The sequence below is a fragment of the Acinetobacter sp. AOR12_HL genome (genome assembly GCF_027855275.1).
GTDB lineage: Bacteria > Pseudomonadota > Gammaproteobacteria > Pseudomonadales > Moraxellaceae > Acinetobacter > Acinetobacter baumannii.
In genome coordinates this window covers 284,080-298,617 of record NZ_JAKTIJ010000020.1, presented here as the reverse complement: position 1 = coordinate 298,617, position 14,538 = coordinate 284,080, and the positions used below count along the sequence as shown (strand labels likewise).

At 38.0% G+C, this 14,538-nt stretch carries 14 protein-coding genes; 7 read left to right on the top strand and 7 right to left on the bottom strand.

Annotated features, from left to right (window positions below; all coding sequences use genetic code 11):
* Positions 1 to 54: 54 nt before the first annotated feature.
* A complete protein-coding gene (locus MKL36_RS09860; protein WP_000706554.1) occupies positions 55 to 843 on the bottom strand; it encodes an rRNA large subunit pseudouridine synthase E in 789 nt (262 codons plus the stop codon).
* Between the two features lie 200 nt (positions 844 to 1,043).
* Here MKL36_RS09860 and icd point away from each other — a divergent pair, with 200 nt between their 5' ends.
* Complete coding sequence (icd, locus tag MKL36_RS09855) at positions 1,044 to 2,300, top strand: NADP-dependent isocitrate dehydrogenase (RefSeq protein ID WP_086374096.1); 1,257 nt, start codon at positions 1,044 to 1,046, stop codon at positions 2,298 to 2,300.
* 100 nt (positions 2,301 to 2,400) lie between these two features.
* On the opposite strand, the gene MKL36_RS09850 is transcribed toward icd, so the two are convergent.
* The 4 genes from MKL36_RS09850 to MKL36_RS09835 form a co-directional block, all read right to left on the bottom strand.
* Positions 2,401 to 2,892 carry a hypothetical protein gene (locus tag MKL36_RS09850; protein WP_001218091.1) on the bottom strand — a complete coding sequence of 164 codons (492 nt, stop codon included), beginning with the start codon at positions 2,890 to 2,892 and terminating at the stop codon, positions 2,401 to 2,403.
* Positions 2,893 to 3,303 (bottom strand): hypothetical protein, encoded by a 411-nt coding sequence (locus MKL36_RS09845; protein ID WP_000069673.1) that lies wholly within the window; start codon positions 3,301 to 3,303, stop codon positions 2,893 to 2,895.
* A 225-nt stretch (positions 3,304 to 3,528) separates the two neighbouring features.
* Positions 3,529 to 3,654, bottom strand: a complete 126-nt coding sequence (locus MKL36_RS09840; protein ID WP_002041688.1) for a hypothetical protein — start codon at positions 3,652 to 3,654, stop codon at positions 3,529 to 3,531.
* Positions 3,651 to 4,829, bottom strand: coding sequence for a YbfB/YjiJ family MFS transporter (locus MKL36_RS09835; RefSeq protein ID WP_021511053.1), 1,179 nt, complete (start codon positions 4,827 to 4,829; stop codon positions 3,651 to 3,653). The genes MKL36_RS09840 and MKL36_RS09835 overlap by 4 nt, the downstream gene beginning before the upstream one ends.
* 96 nt (positions 4,830 to 4,925) lie before the next feature.
* On the opposite strand from MKL36_RS09835, the gene MKL36_RS09830 reads away from it, so the two are divergent.
* The 4 genes from MKL36_RS09830 (at position 4,926) to MKL36_RS09815 (ending at position 11,248) form a co-directional block, all read left to right on the top strand.
* Entirely contained in the window at positions 4,926 to 5,807 is an 882-nt protein-coding gene (locus tag MKL36_RS09830) for a LysR family transcriptional regulator (protein WP_021511052.1), read from the top strand.
* 197 nt (positions 5,808 to 6,004) lie between these two features.
* Positions 6,005 to 7,399, top strand: a complete 1,395-nt coding sequence (locus MKL36_RS09825; RefSeq protein WP_001025080.1) for an L-cystine transporter — start codon at positions 6,005 to 6,007, stop codon at positions 7,397 to 7,399.
* A 148-nt stretch (positions 7,400 to 7,547) separates the two neighbouring features.
* A complete protein-coding gene (locus MKL36_RS09820; RefSeq protein WP_000784951.1) occupies positions 7,548 to 8,363 on the top strand; it encodes a PhzF family phenazine biosynthesis protein in 816 nt (271 codons plus the stop codon).
* Positions 8,364 to 8,485: 122 nt separating this feature from the next.
* Complete coding sequence (locus tag MKL36_RS09815) at positions 8,486 to 11,248, top strand: M16 family metallopeptidase (RefSeq protein ID WP_021511051.1); 2,763 nt, start codon at positions 8,486 to 8,488, stop codon at positions 11,246 to 11,248.
* 57 nt (positions 11,249 to 11,305) lie between these two features.
* Here MKL36_RS09815 and MKL36_RS09810 read toward each other — a convergent pair whose 3' ends face one another.
* Complete coding sequence (locus tag MKL36_RS09810) at positions 11,306 to 11,689, bottom strand: DUF3144 domain-containing protein (protein ID WP_000078676.1); 384 nt, start codon at positions 11,687 to 11,689, stop codon at positions 11,306 to 11,308.
* A 103-nt stretch (positions 11,690 to 11,792) separates the two neighbouring features.
* Here MKL36_RS09810 and MKL36_RS09805 point away from each other — a divergent pair, with 103 nt between their 5' ends.
* Positions 11,793 to 12,425 (top strand): hypothetical protein, encoded by a 633-nt coding sequence (locus MKL36_RS09805; RefSeq protein WP_001150005.1) that lies wholly within the window; start codon positions 11,793 to 11,795, stop codon positions 12,423 to 12,425.
* 35 nt (positions 12,426 to 12,460) lie between these two features.
* On the opposite strand, the gene MKL36_RS09800 is transcribed toward MKL36_RS09805, so the two are convergent.
* Entirely contained in the window at positions 12,461 to 13,924 is a 1,464-nt protein-coding gene (locus tag MKL36_RS09800; RefSeq protein WP_021511050.1) for a CYTH and CHAD domain-containing protein, read from the bottom strand.
* A 165-nt stretch (positions 13,925 to 14,089) separates the two neighbouring features.
* Between MKL36_RS09800 and MKL36_RS09795 the strand changes: the two genes are divergently transcribed.
* Positions 14,090 to 14,473 carry a DUF962 domain-containing protein gene (locus MKL36_RS09795; protein ID WP_086374095.1) on the top strand — a complete coding sequence of 128 codons (384 nt, stop codon included), beginning with the start codon at positions 14,090 to 14,092 and terminating at the stop codon, positions 14,471 to 14,473.
* Positions 14,474 to 14,538: the final 65 nt, after the last annotated feature.

Below are 14,538 nucleotides of genomic sequence, written 5' to 3'. Positions count from 1 at the left end.
AATAAAAGTCATTAAAAAAAGCCCACTAACGTGAGCTTTAAAACTTAAATATTTTTATCGGCTATTGCGGCTACGACCACGTGGTGCTTTGGTATTTGGACGCGTTGTACCGTTAGTCTTACGACGCGGTTTTTCACTTTCATCCATTTGCCAAATACGCTTTGTACCAGATTTTTTCGCAGATCCATCTTTGTTCTTGCGAACCATTGGCTTACCGCCAGTGCCACCCGGTTTTTTCACATATGAACGTGAACGATAAGGTTGTTCAGCCGGAACATCTTTAAAGTCTGGGTAGAGTAGAGGCTCAATTTCTTTGGTTTCGCCCGGTTGTAATCCCAATTGAACTAAGTCAATCGTACCAATTTTTGTACGAATGAGACGTAAAGTCGGAAAACCTACCGCAGAGGTCATGCGACGAACTTGGCGGTTACGACCTTCACAAATAGAGATTTCAATCCAAGATGTTGGAATGCTGGCACGGTAACGTACAGGAGGATCGCGGTCCCATAACCATTCAGGCTCACTTACCTTAATTGCTTTAGCTGGTAAAGTCATACCATCATTAAGCTCTACACCCTTACGAAGCTGCTCGAGTGCTTCTTCGGTTACATCGCCATCAACTTGAACTAAATACGTTTTGTATTTTTTATTCGCAGGGTTGGTAATGAACTGATTCAAACCACCATGATCAGTTAAGAAAACTAAACCCTCAGAGTCCATATCAAGACGGCCTGCTATGCGCAAAGTCGGGTCATCTACAAAGTCAGAGACCGTCATGTGTGCTTCGTCTTTACGAAACTGGGAGAGAACGTCATATGGTTTGTTGAGAATGACGATTTTCATAAAAAATGACTTCTTCTTTCAAATAAGCGGTAAAAACATTGAGCTATATTTAAGTGCGAAATTTGCTTATTTCCCACATAAATCTCAAAAAGGGTTAAATTCGATTAAGCTATTATGCGTTAATAAAAGTTGAAAGTATTGTTTATCGATAATTATTTTTGTTTGGTTAGTTAAATATTATAAAAGGGAGAATCTACATAATGGGTTATCAGAAGATCGTGGTTCCTGCCGACGGTGATAAAATTACAGTAAAAGCAGACCTGTCACTGAATGTACCAAATCATCCAATTATTCCTTTCATTGAGGGTGACGGTATTGGTGTAGATATTACACCAGCAATGAAAAAAGTTGTTGATGCGGCAATTTTAAAAGCCTATGGCGGCAAACGCTCTATTGAATGGATGGAAGTGTATTGCGGTGAAAAGGCCAATAAAATTTACGGTACTTATATGCCGGAAGAAACCTTTGAGGCACTGCGTGAATTTGTAGTTTCTATTAAAGGCCCTTTAACTACACCAGTCGGTGGTGGTATTCGTTCACTTAATGTTGCACTACGCCAAGAACTGGATTTGTATGTATGTGTACGTCCTGTGCGTTGGTTCCAAGGCGTCCCTTCACCCGTTCAACATCCTGAGTTAACTGACATGGTAATTTTCCGTGAAAACTCGGAAGATATTTATGCAGGTATTGAATGGAAAGCAGATTCTGAAGAAGCTAAAAAAGTCATTAAATTCCTTCAAGAAGAAATGGGGGTCACAAAAATTCGTTTCCCTGAAGGATGTGGTATTGGTATTAAACCTGTTTCTAAAGAAGGAACACAGCGCTTAGTTCGTAAGGCTATTCAGTTTGCAATAGATAATGACAAACCTTCGGTGACTCTTGTTCATAAAGGCAACATTATGAAATATACCGAAGGTGCCTTTAAAGAATGGGGGTATGAGTTAGCGTTAGATCGTTTCGGTGGTGAATTAATCGATGGTGGCCCATGGGTTAAAATTAAGAACCCTAAAAATGGTAAAGACATCATTATTAAAGACGTGATTGCAGATGCTTTCTTGCAACAAATCTTGATGCGTCCTGCTGACTACTCTGTAATTGCAACCCTTAATTTAAATGGTGACTATATTTCAGATGCTTTAGCAGCAGAAGTAGGGGGAATCGGGATTGCGCCAGGTGCGAATATTGGTGGAGCTATTGCAGTGTATGAAGCAACGCATGGCACTGCACTTAAATATGCTGGGCAAGATAAAGTCAACCCGGGTTCAATTATTCTCTCTGCTGAAATGATGCTCCGTGATATGGGGTGGACAGAAGCAGCGGACCTGATTATTAAAGGTATTTCAGGGGCGATTGCAGCTAAAACCGTAACTTACGATTTTGAGCGTTTAATGCCGGGAGCGACCTTGTTACGTTGCTCAGAATTTGGCGATGCCATAATTCAACATATGGAAGATTAAACTTTCATAGAAAAGCCCTCAATTGAGGGCTTTTAAAGTCTTTAGATTTATAATTTTGAAAAATAATAAAAAATAAGAATATTAAACGTTAAAATTTTAGCTAGGAATTAGCCGTATATGCCCACAATATACATGCTAATATCGTTAAACTCAGTAATATTAAGCCTTGCCCATGATGTGTTGCATACAGTGGTACATTTCCAATGGTATGCGTCATTTTGTAGTTTAGAATAGGCCGAATACAAAAGAAAAAAAGCGGTAATGATAAAATCACTGTATTACTAATTTTAATTGTATGGCGAAAATAGTAACTAAATAGTCCTATTAGGGCGGCATACAATAATGTTTTAAATAGCACCTCTCCACTGGTGTATATATCTATACCGAGATAAAAATTAAACTTCCATATCAGAAGACTAACTGTAGCAATTATTGCTATAATACCTACAACAACGGCATTTGCTGGGTTTGATACATTGAACATTTTTAGAGTTTTTAATTGATATAAATTAATTTGCTTAAAATATATATTATAAAAACATAGAGTACAGTGACGATTTTTAACTTTATAAAACTCCCTAAAAATCCTCATTTAGACATTTTGAGACTCAAGGGAGTTTGAGCTTGTTTCTTTAAATACCCATAGGGCAAAACAAAATATGATCACGATGAGTAGCCCTAAACTTTGACCATGACCCGAGAGATAAAACGGAACATCTGGGATAGTTTGAATGGCCTTGTAGTCAAGAATTGGCTCTAGCCAAAAGTAGGCAAATGGAACGGCAATTAAAAATTGTGTTGTAAACTCAATATGATTGCGTGTTAAAAAGCCCAAAATAGCTGCTGTGACAATATAGATAACAATCCTTACCGAGACTTCGTATGATGTGGTCATATCCAGTGCAAAGATGGTCTGACATTTAAATGCCAGTAATAAAACACCGATAAAAGCGAACATCGCCAAGAGCTTTAAAAGCTCATCAATATAATTGTTATTGCTCATGTTTTGCTCAATTTTAAGTATTAAAAATTATAAATTTTGACTGAATATAGATCAGAAAATAGCTCTCTACATTGACATAATATGACATTTTTTGTCAGTTAAGCGTTTTTAATAAGCGTACTAAAATAGCTGTTATGCGGTTTGTTCTACTGATCTATTCATTAATTTTATTTTGACAATATACGATTATTCAATGGAAAAGCCCCTTATGTATAGGGGCTTTTTTTATTGCATAAATTCGGGATGTTTTTGGGACTTAGAGATACCAATTTTCTTTTGATAGCTTTGGTCTAAAGCCTGAATAAGGAGTACGAAAACAATCAAAAAGAGAGGAAAGAATAAAGTTTTCACGATTCGGTTTCTCCGAGAGTGTTTGGCATGGAAGAACGGATAGGAATTAAAAGGCTCAATGCAAATAACAAAACAATGCCGCCCATTAAAAACAGATGGGCATAAGACCAATGCAAGTGATGTAAAGTACTAATAACAACGCCACCTAATAACTGAGTGCTGGCAAACCCAATGGTGGCAAGGCTCCAGATTTTTTGATAACGCTGTTCATAAATCTGTAGCAGGCTATAAGAGCTAATAAATACGGTGGCAGGTGTGAGTAAACCTGTAAGAAAGGACGATAAAGTGAGCAAAGCAGTAGCATGTGAAAAAAATGGTAGGGCAACTGCCAAGCAATAGACACCGTATAGACATTTAATTGCCTGCAAATATCCAATAAGGCGGCTTAAACAATACGCCACAAAGGCGCCAACACAACTTCCGACCCCATAAAGAACCCAAAATAAGTTTCGTTGTTGCAATGGAAAATGTAGGGTCCCCGATAAATAGTCCATCCAAAACAAAGAGTGAGGGATATATGCAAAAGCACTGCACATATAAGCAATAATAATGACCAGTCCTAAACGTGAATGTTTGAAGTTTTGAGGAGCGTGATTGGCCGTTTGAACGGACTCGGTAGGTGGGTGCCTTAATAACTGAAAAAGTACCAAACTGCCAATAATGGAAATGGCGGCAAAAATTTCCCAGACATATTGAACAGGCATATTTTTAAGTGCAGGAATAATGAGAGTGGCAGATAACACGCCTGCGCCAATACCACTAAACCCTAAAAAATTGACTTTGAGCCTTTGGCTAATTGCAATATTTTTCATGGCAAAGCTAGGTGCCAAAATCATGAGTAGGCCACCTGAGATACCTGAAATGGTGCGCCAGAGAACAAACCAAGCCAAAGACATGTGTATAAAAGAACAGCAGAGTAGGCTTAAGCTACCTAAAACCGCCGAAGTTATAATCAAAGCGGGTATAGATTTTTCTTTAATGCTAAACAGTGCCAATAATGCGCCAATCAGATAGCCCAATAAATTTGCACTTCCTAAATAGCTTGCAAAATCATGAGTCCATCCATATTGCACAATCATAATAGGCATGAGTGCGGTATAGGAAAATCTAAAAATACCAATTCCTAGGCAAGTCGCTAAAAAGACAAGCAGGCTCATTCGATAGAATGTAGACATGAGAAATCTCTCAATTTTTTTATTATTAAAAGCGAGTTTATTTATCATTAGAAATGATTTAATATGATATTAATTATCTTGTTTTGAGATAGTGGCATGTTGCTTAAGTCTTTAGAGTTTTTTTTAGCGGTTGCAGAGAGTGGAAGTTTTTCATTGGCTGCACAAAAAATGTGTACGGTTCAATCCAATATCACGAGCCACGTGAAAAAGCTTGAAGAAGAGTTAGGTGTGATTTTATTAAATCGTCATAACCCCGTTACATTAACCAATGCAGGACACCAGCTACATAGTTATGCTGTGCAAATGATCGCACTGCATAATAAAGCGAAGACAATCTTCCGAGAAGGTGATATTGACCCGAATGAAGCTATTCGTTTGGGCAGTATGGAAACGACAGCAGCAATACGACTTCCGCAATTGCTTAATGAATGTATGCAGCAACATCCGAATTTGCCGCTTGAACTTCAAACTCACCCGACAGGATATTTGTTAAATGCTGTGCAACAAGGAGAAGTCGATTGTGCTTTTGTCGCTTCTAAATATGTGATTCCAGAGCTATATAGTTTTCCGGTGTGGCAAGAACAACTGGTTTTGGTTTGCCCAAAACAACAAATTGATTTTCCCGACATTGCCACCCTCGCAAAGACTCGATTTATTGCATTTCGACAAGGATGTTCCTATCGGCATGCAATTGAGTTGTTTTTAAATGATCACAGTGTGCCACCTTCGCAAATTATGGAAATGGGCAGTCTGGATGGCATTGTAAGCTGTGTGGAATTAGGTGTCGGTTTTGCTTTATTGCCAAAGTCATATCTGAATAAAGTAGCCGATAAAGTCTCATTAAGTTGTTTTGAAATTAACACTGAATCTGCACATTTCACTACTTATTTGGTCGCTCAGCCTCCTGAAACATGGGGCAGTAATTTAAAGCAGTTTATTTGTTTTATTGAGCAACAATTTATACAGAAATGCGCTTAATTTTTATACATAAATATCTAACGTAACTTATGTTTTAAAAGTGATATATATGTATTTAAAAGTCATTTTATATTCTCATTCAGATCGGTAATGATCTGCATGCTAGAAAATTGTTGAAAAGGGTAGTTTATATAGGCCGGCTATGGTCAAATATGCCCCCTTAAAAGATGACACAAGCAATAATTTGGAGTTTGGGAATGAATATACCCTTAATCATCAATATTGTGGTTTTTGTCGGGTTAATATTTTTACTCGCCCAAACACGTAAAACGGACTGGAGCTTATCTAAAAAAGTTCTAGCTGGCTTAATTTTAGGTGTAGTGTTTGGTTTAGGACTACATTTGATTTATGGCGGTGGCCATCCGATTCTTGCTGAATCTATTAGTTGGTTTAATATTGTTGGTAACGGCTATGTAAAACTTTTACAAATGGTCGTGATGCCTTTGGTCTTTGTTTCGATTTTAGGTGCGGTAGCGAAGCTACACCAAGCTTCTTCTTTAGGAAAAATCAGCTTCTACACCATCGGGACTTTGTTATTTACCACACTCATCGCTGCGCTGGTTGGGGTATTTGTGACGAACTTGTTTGGTTTAACTGCCAAAGGTTTGGTACAAGGGGCGGCTGAAACAGCTCGACTTACTGCAATTCAGACCGACTATGTGGGTAAAGTAACAGACTTAAGTGTACCGCAATTTATTCTTTCTTTTATTCCGAGTAACCCTTTTGCTGAGTTAACGGGTGCAAATCCGACTTCAATTATTAGCGTGGTTATCTTTGCTGTCTTTTTAGGGATAGCAGCACTCAACCTAATGAAAGATGACGCAGAAAAAGGTCAACGTATTCTGACGGCTATTCAAACATTACAGTCTTGGGTAATGAAGCTTGTTCGTTTAGTGATGACACTTACACCATATGGTGTTTTTGCCCTAATGACGAAAGTTGTGGCAAGTTCAAATGTCGCAGATATCTTGAACCTAGGTGGTTTCTTGGTGGCGTCTTATTTAGGTTTGGCGATTATGTTCGTCGTGCATGCCATTATTTTGACTCTGACCGGTGTTTCTCCACTTAAGTTCTTCAAGAAAGTTGCTCCGGTTCTAACATTCGCGTTTACGAGTCGTTCAAGTGCTGCAAGTATTCCACTGAGCATTGAAGCGCAAACTCGTCGTTTGGGTGTGCCTGAGTCTATTGCAAGTTTCTCTGCTTCTTTTGGTGCCACTATTGGACAAAATGGTTGTGCGGGTTTGTATCCAGCCATGCTCGCAGTCATGGTTGCGCCAACTATGGGTATTAACACCCTAGACCCAATGTGGATTGCTTCGTTAGTGGGTATTGTGACTTTAAGTTCAATTGGCGTAGCCGGTGTTGGTGGTGGTGCAACTTTCGCAGCATTGATCGTACTTCCTGCTATGGGCTTACCTGTAACATTGGTTGCTCTTCTTATTTCAATTGAACCACTCATTGATATGGGACGTACTGCGTTAAACGTAAATGGTTCGATGACTGCTGGTGTAGTTACAAGCCAATTTATGGGGCAGACCGACAAAGCTATAATGAATAGCGAAGATGAAATTGAATTAACTCAACATCATTAAGAGTTAATATTAAACGGCTCTCCACTCTGGATGAGCCTTTTTTTTATATGTGTAACTTGCAACTGTGATGTTAATTTTTAAAAAACTGTATCTATTTTTCTTTTAAATAATTTTCGAAAATGGGCCTATTAAGAAAGAGAGCACTAACATGAAAATGTATCAAGTCGATGCTTTTACCAAAGAGCTATTTCGTGGAAATCCGGCTGCTGTGATTGTTGGAAAAGAGTGGCCAGATGCAGATTTAATGCAAAAGATAGCACTTGAAAATAACTTATCTGAGACTGCTTTTGTAAAAATTATAGACTCTGAAAATTATGAAATACGTTGGTTTACTCCAACGGTTGAGGTGGATTTTTGCGGGCATGCGACTCTTGCGAGTGCTTTCGTATTATTTAAAGATTTTACTGAGAAAAAGACTCTTAATTTTCATGTACGAAACTTAGGTTTGTTTGTAGTTCATCAAGATGAAGACGGCAAAATCAGAATGGATTTTCCAATTCGTAAAGCTCAGCAAGTTGAAGATTATCCGGCTATTTTACGTCAAGCATTAACAAAACCGTTTAAAGCGGTTTATCAAAATGTTCAAGCCTACATTGTTGAATATGAGTCAGTGCAAGATGTGTTAGATGAGCAACCTGACATGAACTTACTTAAAGCCTTAGGTAAACGGACTGCAATTACAACTACAGCAATGGATGTTGCAATCACCTCAAAAGCTGACCATCAATATGACTGTGTTTCTCGTTATTTTGCACCTGTCGCAGGCATTGATGAAGACCCGGTTACCGGTTCAATTCATACCGCAATAGCGCCGCTATGGGCAGAGAAACTCGCTAAAAATAATATTGTGGCCTATCAGGCTTCTAGCCGTGGAGGCGTATTGTATTGTAATGTCTTAAATCAGGAACGTATTGAAATTTCGGGATATGGCAAACTTTATATGCAAGCCGAAATTTTTCCTTAAAATATAAGGCCGTTTAAATAAACGGCTTTTTTTTCAAATCTTTACTATGAAAGTCAGCTCAAATTTCCTACTATAGTCACACAACTATTGATTTTTTATTATTCAAATTAATTGGTATTTATATGTTTATGCAGTTTAAACAACTGACTCTCTCCCTATGTATTTTTGGTTTAAGTGCTGCCTCTTTTGCACAAACAACATTAGTAAAAAGTAAGCAAAATGTTGAGGAATATAAATTAGATAATGGTTTTCGGGTAGTGCTTGCGCCGAATGACAAAGAAAATAAAATCTTTATTAATACCATTTATTTAACGGGTTCTTTAAATGATCCACAGGGTAAAAGTGGTTTAGCACATTTACTCGAACATTTAGCATTTAAAGGCACGCAAAATGTAAAAGGTGAAGAATTCCAACGCCGTTTAGATCAATATACGTTAATGACGAATGCGAGCACGGATTACTATTCAACCAAATACACCAATATTGTCCGTCCAGAAAAAACAGCACTCGATCAAGTGCTGTACCTTGAATCTGAGCGCATGGACAAATTAGTTCTACAAGAAAAATTTGTGCCTTCTGAAATTGAAATCGTAAAGCGTGAACGTGAAGTCCGTATGGATCAGCCTTTTGCTGTCTTGATGGATCAAATGTGGAAGTCGGCTTATGGTAATCAATATCTAGGTCGATTACCGATTGGTGATTTACCTGAGCTTAAGTCAATTAAAATGCCTGAGTTGAACCAGTTCTATCGCAGTTGGTATGCGCCTAATAATGCGGTCATGGTGATTTCAGGCAAGTTTGATAAAACTGATGTTTTGAAAACGATAGACCAATATTTTAGCCCAATTCCTGCGCGAGCTGTGCCTAAGCCTGTTCAAGTGCCTGTGTTAGATTCTACAAAACTCAAAAACCGTGAGTTTGTGGTGAAAAAGGGCAGTGATTTGGCCAAATTCCATATCTATATGGATGGTAAAAACACAAAAATTCAACCGGAACTGGCTTTCGCGCCTATGTTGTATACCATGCAGCCAAGTGGTCATTTGTACCAAAATATGGTTGAAACAGGTGTTAGTACAGACGTTCAGGCATCAACATGGCTAGATCAAGATTTTAACGTCGTATTTTTAGGTGCTATTTATTCACCAAAAAATGACCCTAAAAAAGTTGAAAGCGCTTTGCTCTCTGGAATTGAAAAGGGTAAACCTTTTACAGAGACTGAGCTAAATCGTGTAAAAAGCTTAATGAAAACGCAAGGTGAGTTAGTCAATAAAGATGCCGTTGCTTTGGGTTCCCGTTTAAGTGATTACACTGTAGCGGATGGGCAATGGGACCAATATTTTAAAGATTTAGATTCAATTGATAAAGTGAAGCTCAATGAGGTAAATCAAACCTTAAAACAGTTCCTTGTTGCAGGTCATCGTATTGATGGCGATATTTTGCCAACACCAGAAGACCAAAAGAAAGTATTACAACTCGACGCAAAAGATAAGCCTAAAACATTAGATCAAACAGATGTTAAAGCAGAGCCTTTAAAAGATCCGAAAGTTTATCAACAAGAAGTTGCCGAGTTTTTAAAAACGTCTAAGCAATATGCCGAGAGTAATGAGAAAAAGATCATTCGCGGAAAACTTAAAAATGGGATGAAGTATGCTTTATTCCCTGTAGAAACCCGTGATGATCGTACCTATGCCACCATTACTATGGATTTTGGTACTGAAAAATCTTTATTCGATAAAGGTACGGTTGTTGATTTAACTTCATATTTATTGCTTCGCGGTTCTGATAAATATAGCTTGCAAGATATTGCCGATAAATCGATTGATGCAGGTGGCGCAGCTTATGCGAGTGCCGATGGCAATGGCATGACCATTAATATTCAATCTAAAACTGAAAAGTTCGATGAGTTTTTCAAGTTTGTTCTAGAGGTCATGAAAAATCCTAAATTTGAACAATCTCAATTTGACTTAATTAAATCTCAAAGCTTATCTAGTCTTGATCGTCCTTATACAGAACCGGATGTGGTAGCAGGTCTAACATTATCTCGCTTGGTTGAAGAATACCAACCTGGTGATTTGCGTTATCACTTTGAACCGGAGCTAGCTAAAAAACAATTAAAGAATGTGACTCAAGAACAAGTGAAAGAGCTATATCAGCATTTCTTTGCCATGAATCATGCGCAAATTGCGATTACAGGTGCATTTGATGCCCAAAAAATGAAAAAGCTATTGAATCAAGAGTTCGGAAGCTGGAATAGCAAACAACCGTATGAAAAAATCTTGATTCAGCACGTTGATTTCCCTGCTCAGCAAGTACATGTCTTATCTGAGCAGCGAGAGTTTGGTAGTTATCAAAGTGTACTTGCCTTACCGGTTGGGAAAAACCATCCCGATGCTTCTGCATTAATTTTAATGAATTACATTTTGGGTGAATCTCAAATTTCTTCACGTTTGGCTCAAGAGCTTCGTGAAAAAAATGCATTGGTATATGGTTTTGGTACTGGTTTGCAATTAGATCGAGACACGAATGTAGGTGCGTTAAGCATTAGTGCAAATTATACGGCTGGTCGCTCGGCACAAGTTTCTGCTTCAGTTCATAAGGTTCTAAATGACTTAATTACTCATGGTATTACAGAGCAAGAGCTTGCAGCAGCGAAGGCGGATATCATGAAGAAACGTGTTACTGCCTTAGAAGATGAACGTAATATTCATGGTATGCTAAATCTAGAGCTTGAGTCAGGTAAAACATTACTTGACCGTGTTAAACATGATCAAGAGTTAACAAAGTTAACGGTTGCTGATGTGAACGCAGTTATTAAAAAATATATTAAACCTTCAAATCTTGTTGAAGTTATGGCTGACCAGTATGGTCAAGCACAAAAGCAGTAAATAATTGCCAAATAAAAAGCCACATGAAGTGGCTTTTTATTTGAGTGGTAAAATATTTTAATGGTCGTGTTTGTGAGTATGAAAATCTTCATTCTTACGGAAACGTAAGTAGTTATCGAACTGTTCACAATACTCATCAAAGTTATCTTCAAGCATCATTTGGAACTGTTGAAGAAGATAAGACATCACCTGATCTTTTGCATCACGCATTTCATTACCATCTTTAAAATTATTGGCAGCCACCCATGTATTAAAACGAGCAGTTGCAAATAACATGGCTGCGCTCACTTGACCACGAAGCTCGGCCGGGTCTGGCTTTTGGCCTTTTGGCGGGCGACAAAAATCATTTGCTTGTTTAATGAATTCATCCGCACGCTCAAAGAAAACAGCATTTAACGCTTCTTCTTCAGTAATATCTGTTGCATTAATCTTTTGAGACATGACTTATTCCCGCAAAAATAGAGCTGCTTATTATAGGCAAAGCCTTGCGGAAACAAAACCTTTGCCTTAGTCTGTAAATAGCCTAAGTATTGGGAGTTATAATATGCAAGATGCAATTGCCGTTCAAAGTCTAAAAACAGACATTGCTTTATTACGCCAGCATATTTTTCCACCCCAATATTTGGAGCATGTAGAAGGGCTGCCAATTTATTATGGTTTGCAAGAAGAAGTTGTGGCCTATTATCAGCAATGGAAAGATTTAATAGAAAGGGCACAAGAGCTTTTTCAACCTTTTATGGAAGATGAATTACCAGATGCAATTCATTTACCAAGCCATCTAAACTTACCCTTATTCTTTTTCCATGTAGACCGAATTCGGATTAATAAAACACGAGCAAAAGAATCAAAAACTTTCCGTGGTGTGGCCAGTCTTATTGAAAAATGTGGGCAGTTTGACACAAACCAGATATTTACCATGCAAGAATGGTTGCAGAGTGATGATACAGCAGCATTAGTTGCACATCGTGAATTTATCGATTTAAGGACGTATGTATTCCAGCATGGTCAAAGTGAATATACGCGTTCACGGTTTTATACCAATGGTATTGTGTTAGGGGTAGAGCCACACTTTAAACTCGTCGATGCTCGCGATAAGCCAAGAAAACAGCGTAGTGATAGCTATAGCGATCCATTAGCAGATAATGGTGTATGGAAAGTATTTGGTAAATATAGATAAAAAGTCGCGGCATATTTGCCGCGACTTCAAGATTCTTACCAAAATGTTTTTGCCTGTTTAAATTTTTGCAAAGCTTCGGCAGACTGATTTTGTAAATAAGGTTGTTTGGCTTTAACCCATCCTAATGCAAACCAAAAATGTGGGTCGTGTTCAATCGTTTTATTAAATAGATCTTCGGCAATAAATAAGTCGTTATAAAGTCCTAAAGTATTTTGCACAGGCTGTAATTGTTTTAAAAACTGCTGAACATTTTTACGAGGATATAAGCTCGATATAAACTCAATGCAGTAACGAAGCTGTTTGGCTTTCTTGCGCGTTCTGTGCTGTTCGGTGACTTCAAGCTCAGTGAAATGATTGGCATTACTCACCACTTGATGATGTAACTTATCTAAGCTTTTTCCTATATATTTTTTCAATTTTCCTTTGGCGTTTTGATCGTCTTCTTCTGAATAGGCAAATGCTAATAAGGCGAGTATAAGCTTAATGGTGTCTGCGGATTTAAACAGCGTGGCAAGGTCTTTTAATGGCTGTTCAGAGATCGGAAGTAAAAGCTCAGGTGAACCATGCTGCACAATCATAGGTAAAATTTCGGTACGAATGGCATCTTCGTCTCGCGTGTTTCCAAGCTGACGGAACAGTTCGGCAATTTGCTCTTCCCACACAGGGTTTAACTCGTCTGACCATGCTGAAAAATGTTTTAGTGCACTACGTAAACGGCGTAAGCTTACGCGTGCCTGATGAATGTGCTCAGCCTCGGCAACTCCATCGGCAATTGCGGCCATGTTAGGCAAGAATTGTCCCAAACAGTTTTCTACAATCTTTTTGAGTGCCTGTTCTGCTGAAATGTCTTTATCTAAGTTCAGATTTTTTGCGTGAACAGCCGGTGAAGCAGCTTGCCCCAATGCGAGTAAATTACCGCGCTCGGCTTTACTTCTCACATCGAGCCAAAGTTCATAACGATTAATCCATTGCTGAGCAAATTGAATAAGTGTTTTAACTGCACCTTGTTTAAGTTCGAACTCAACTTCGCAAATTTTGCTTTGTGCTGTTGCTGTTTTTACGGCGCCGTCATCAAGACAGACTTCAATTGCCGTGTCATCTGCTTCAAAAACATGATAGGTACGTTGTACATCAGTCTCAAACTGTAAGCTTAGCTTTTCGACTTCAGAGCCTAAAGCTTGAGTAATCAAATCTGTGACGGCTTTATTGTCTTTATATAACTCAAGGTTTAAGTCAGGTTCTTGATCGCATTTTCCTAAAAAAACTTCTTCTTCGACACGATGTAAATGACTTTGGCCGGCAGCCTTAAAGGTTTGTACCCACAGATCATTTTCTTTACGTAAGCGTAAGGCCATACCATTTTTTGCAAGTAGGCGATCTGGCGTATCGTAATACTTGGCCTGTAAATGAATATACTGTGCTTTATGTTTTTTTAAATATTGCTGGACGGTTTTTTTCTTCGATTCAGGTAACTGAAACTTAAGCTCAACTTCAACCATAACAGATCTCCCTGAATCAGGTATTTAAACTATCTTGAATAAGTATAATAGCTTAGCGCTAAAAATAATGTTATTGATAGAGAAAGTTACAATCAAACATATGACGCTACACTTTTATTTAGGTGTACAATCAGGTGATATTTTGATCAAATAAAAATCAGGAAGATGATCGTGAATGCACCCGTAAATTTTAATCATGAAACTCAGCCAGAGTTTGAATTACCTATTAAAAACTATCAGGAATTTTATCGTTTTTATTTAACTGAACACCGTAACATTATGAGTAGGCGCTTACATGCGGTGGGCAGTAGCATTGGTCTATACTTTTTTTCAAAAGCTATTCGTAAGAAACAGGCCAAATACGCACTCTATGGTTTGGTTTCTGGCTATGCATGTGCATGGGTTGGACATTTTATGTTTGAGAAAAATAAACCTGCGAGCTTTAAACAGCCACTTTATAGCTTTATTTCTGATTGGCGAATGCTCTCTGATGTTGCGACTGGTCGATTAAGTTTAATTGATCGCAAGTACGATAAAATTCCAAGTTAATTTTTATTTCTATTTTTAATATACCGATTGGTACTGATAAGCCTATATCAATCGGTACTTATGAT

Excerpts from the sequence above, each read along its gene's own strand:
- MKL36_RS09800 (WP_021511050.1), bottom strand. The coding sequence starts at position 13,924 with ATGGTTGAAGTTGAGCTTAAGTTTCAGTTACCTGAATCGAAGAAAAAA.
- MKL36_RS09795 (WP_086374095.1), top strand. The coding sequence starts at position 14,090 with ATGATCGTGAATGCACCCGTAAATTTTAATCATGAAACTCAGCCAGAG.
- MKL36_RS09810 (WP_000078676.1), bottom strand. The coding sequence starts at position 11,689 with ATGTCTCAAAAGATTAATGCAACAGATATTACTGAAGAAGAAGCGTTA.
- MKL36_RS09815 (WP_021511051.1), top strand. The coding sequence starts at position 8,486 with ATGTTTATGCAGTTTAAACAACTGACTCTCTCCCTATGTATTTTTGGT.
- MKL36_RS09835 (WP_021511053.1), bottom strand. The coding sequence starts at position 4,829 with ATGTCTACATTCTATCGAATGAGCCTGCTTGTCTTTTTAGCGACTTGC.
- MKL36_RS09820 (WP_000784951.1), top strand. The coding sequence starts at position 7,548 with ATGAAAATGTATCAAGTCGATGCTTTTACCAAAGAGCTATTTCGTGGA.
- MKL36_RS09850 (WP_001218091.1), bottom strand. The coding sequence starts at position 2,892 with ATGAGGATTTTTAGGGAGTTTTATAAAGTTAAAAATCGTCACTGTACT.
- icd (WP_086374096.1), top strand. The coding sequence starts at position 1,044 with ATGGGTTATCAGAAGATCGTGGTTCCTGCCGACGGTGATAAAATTACA.
- MKL36_RS09805 (WP_001150005.1), top strand. The coding sequence starts at position 11,793 with ATGCAAGATGCAATTGCCGTTCAAAGTCTAAAAACAGACATTGCTTTA.
- MKL36_RS09830 (WP_021511052.1), top strand. The coding sequence starts at position 4,926 with ATGTTGCTTAAGTCTTTAGAGTTTTTTTTAGCGGTTGCAGAGAGTGGA.
- MKL36_RS09845 (WP_000069673.1), bottom strand. The coding sequence starts at position 3,303 with ATGAGCAATAACAATTATATTGATGAGCTTTTAAAGCTCTTGGCGATG.
- MKL36_RS09825 (WP_001025080.1), top strand. The coding sequence starts at position 6,005 with ATGAATATACCCTTAATCATCAATATTGTGGTTTTTGTCGGGTTAATA.
- MKL36_RS09860 (WP_000706554.1), bottom strand. The coding sequence starts at position 843 with ATGAAAATCGTCATTCTCAACAAACCATATGACGTTCTCTCCCAGTTT.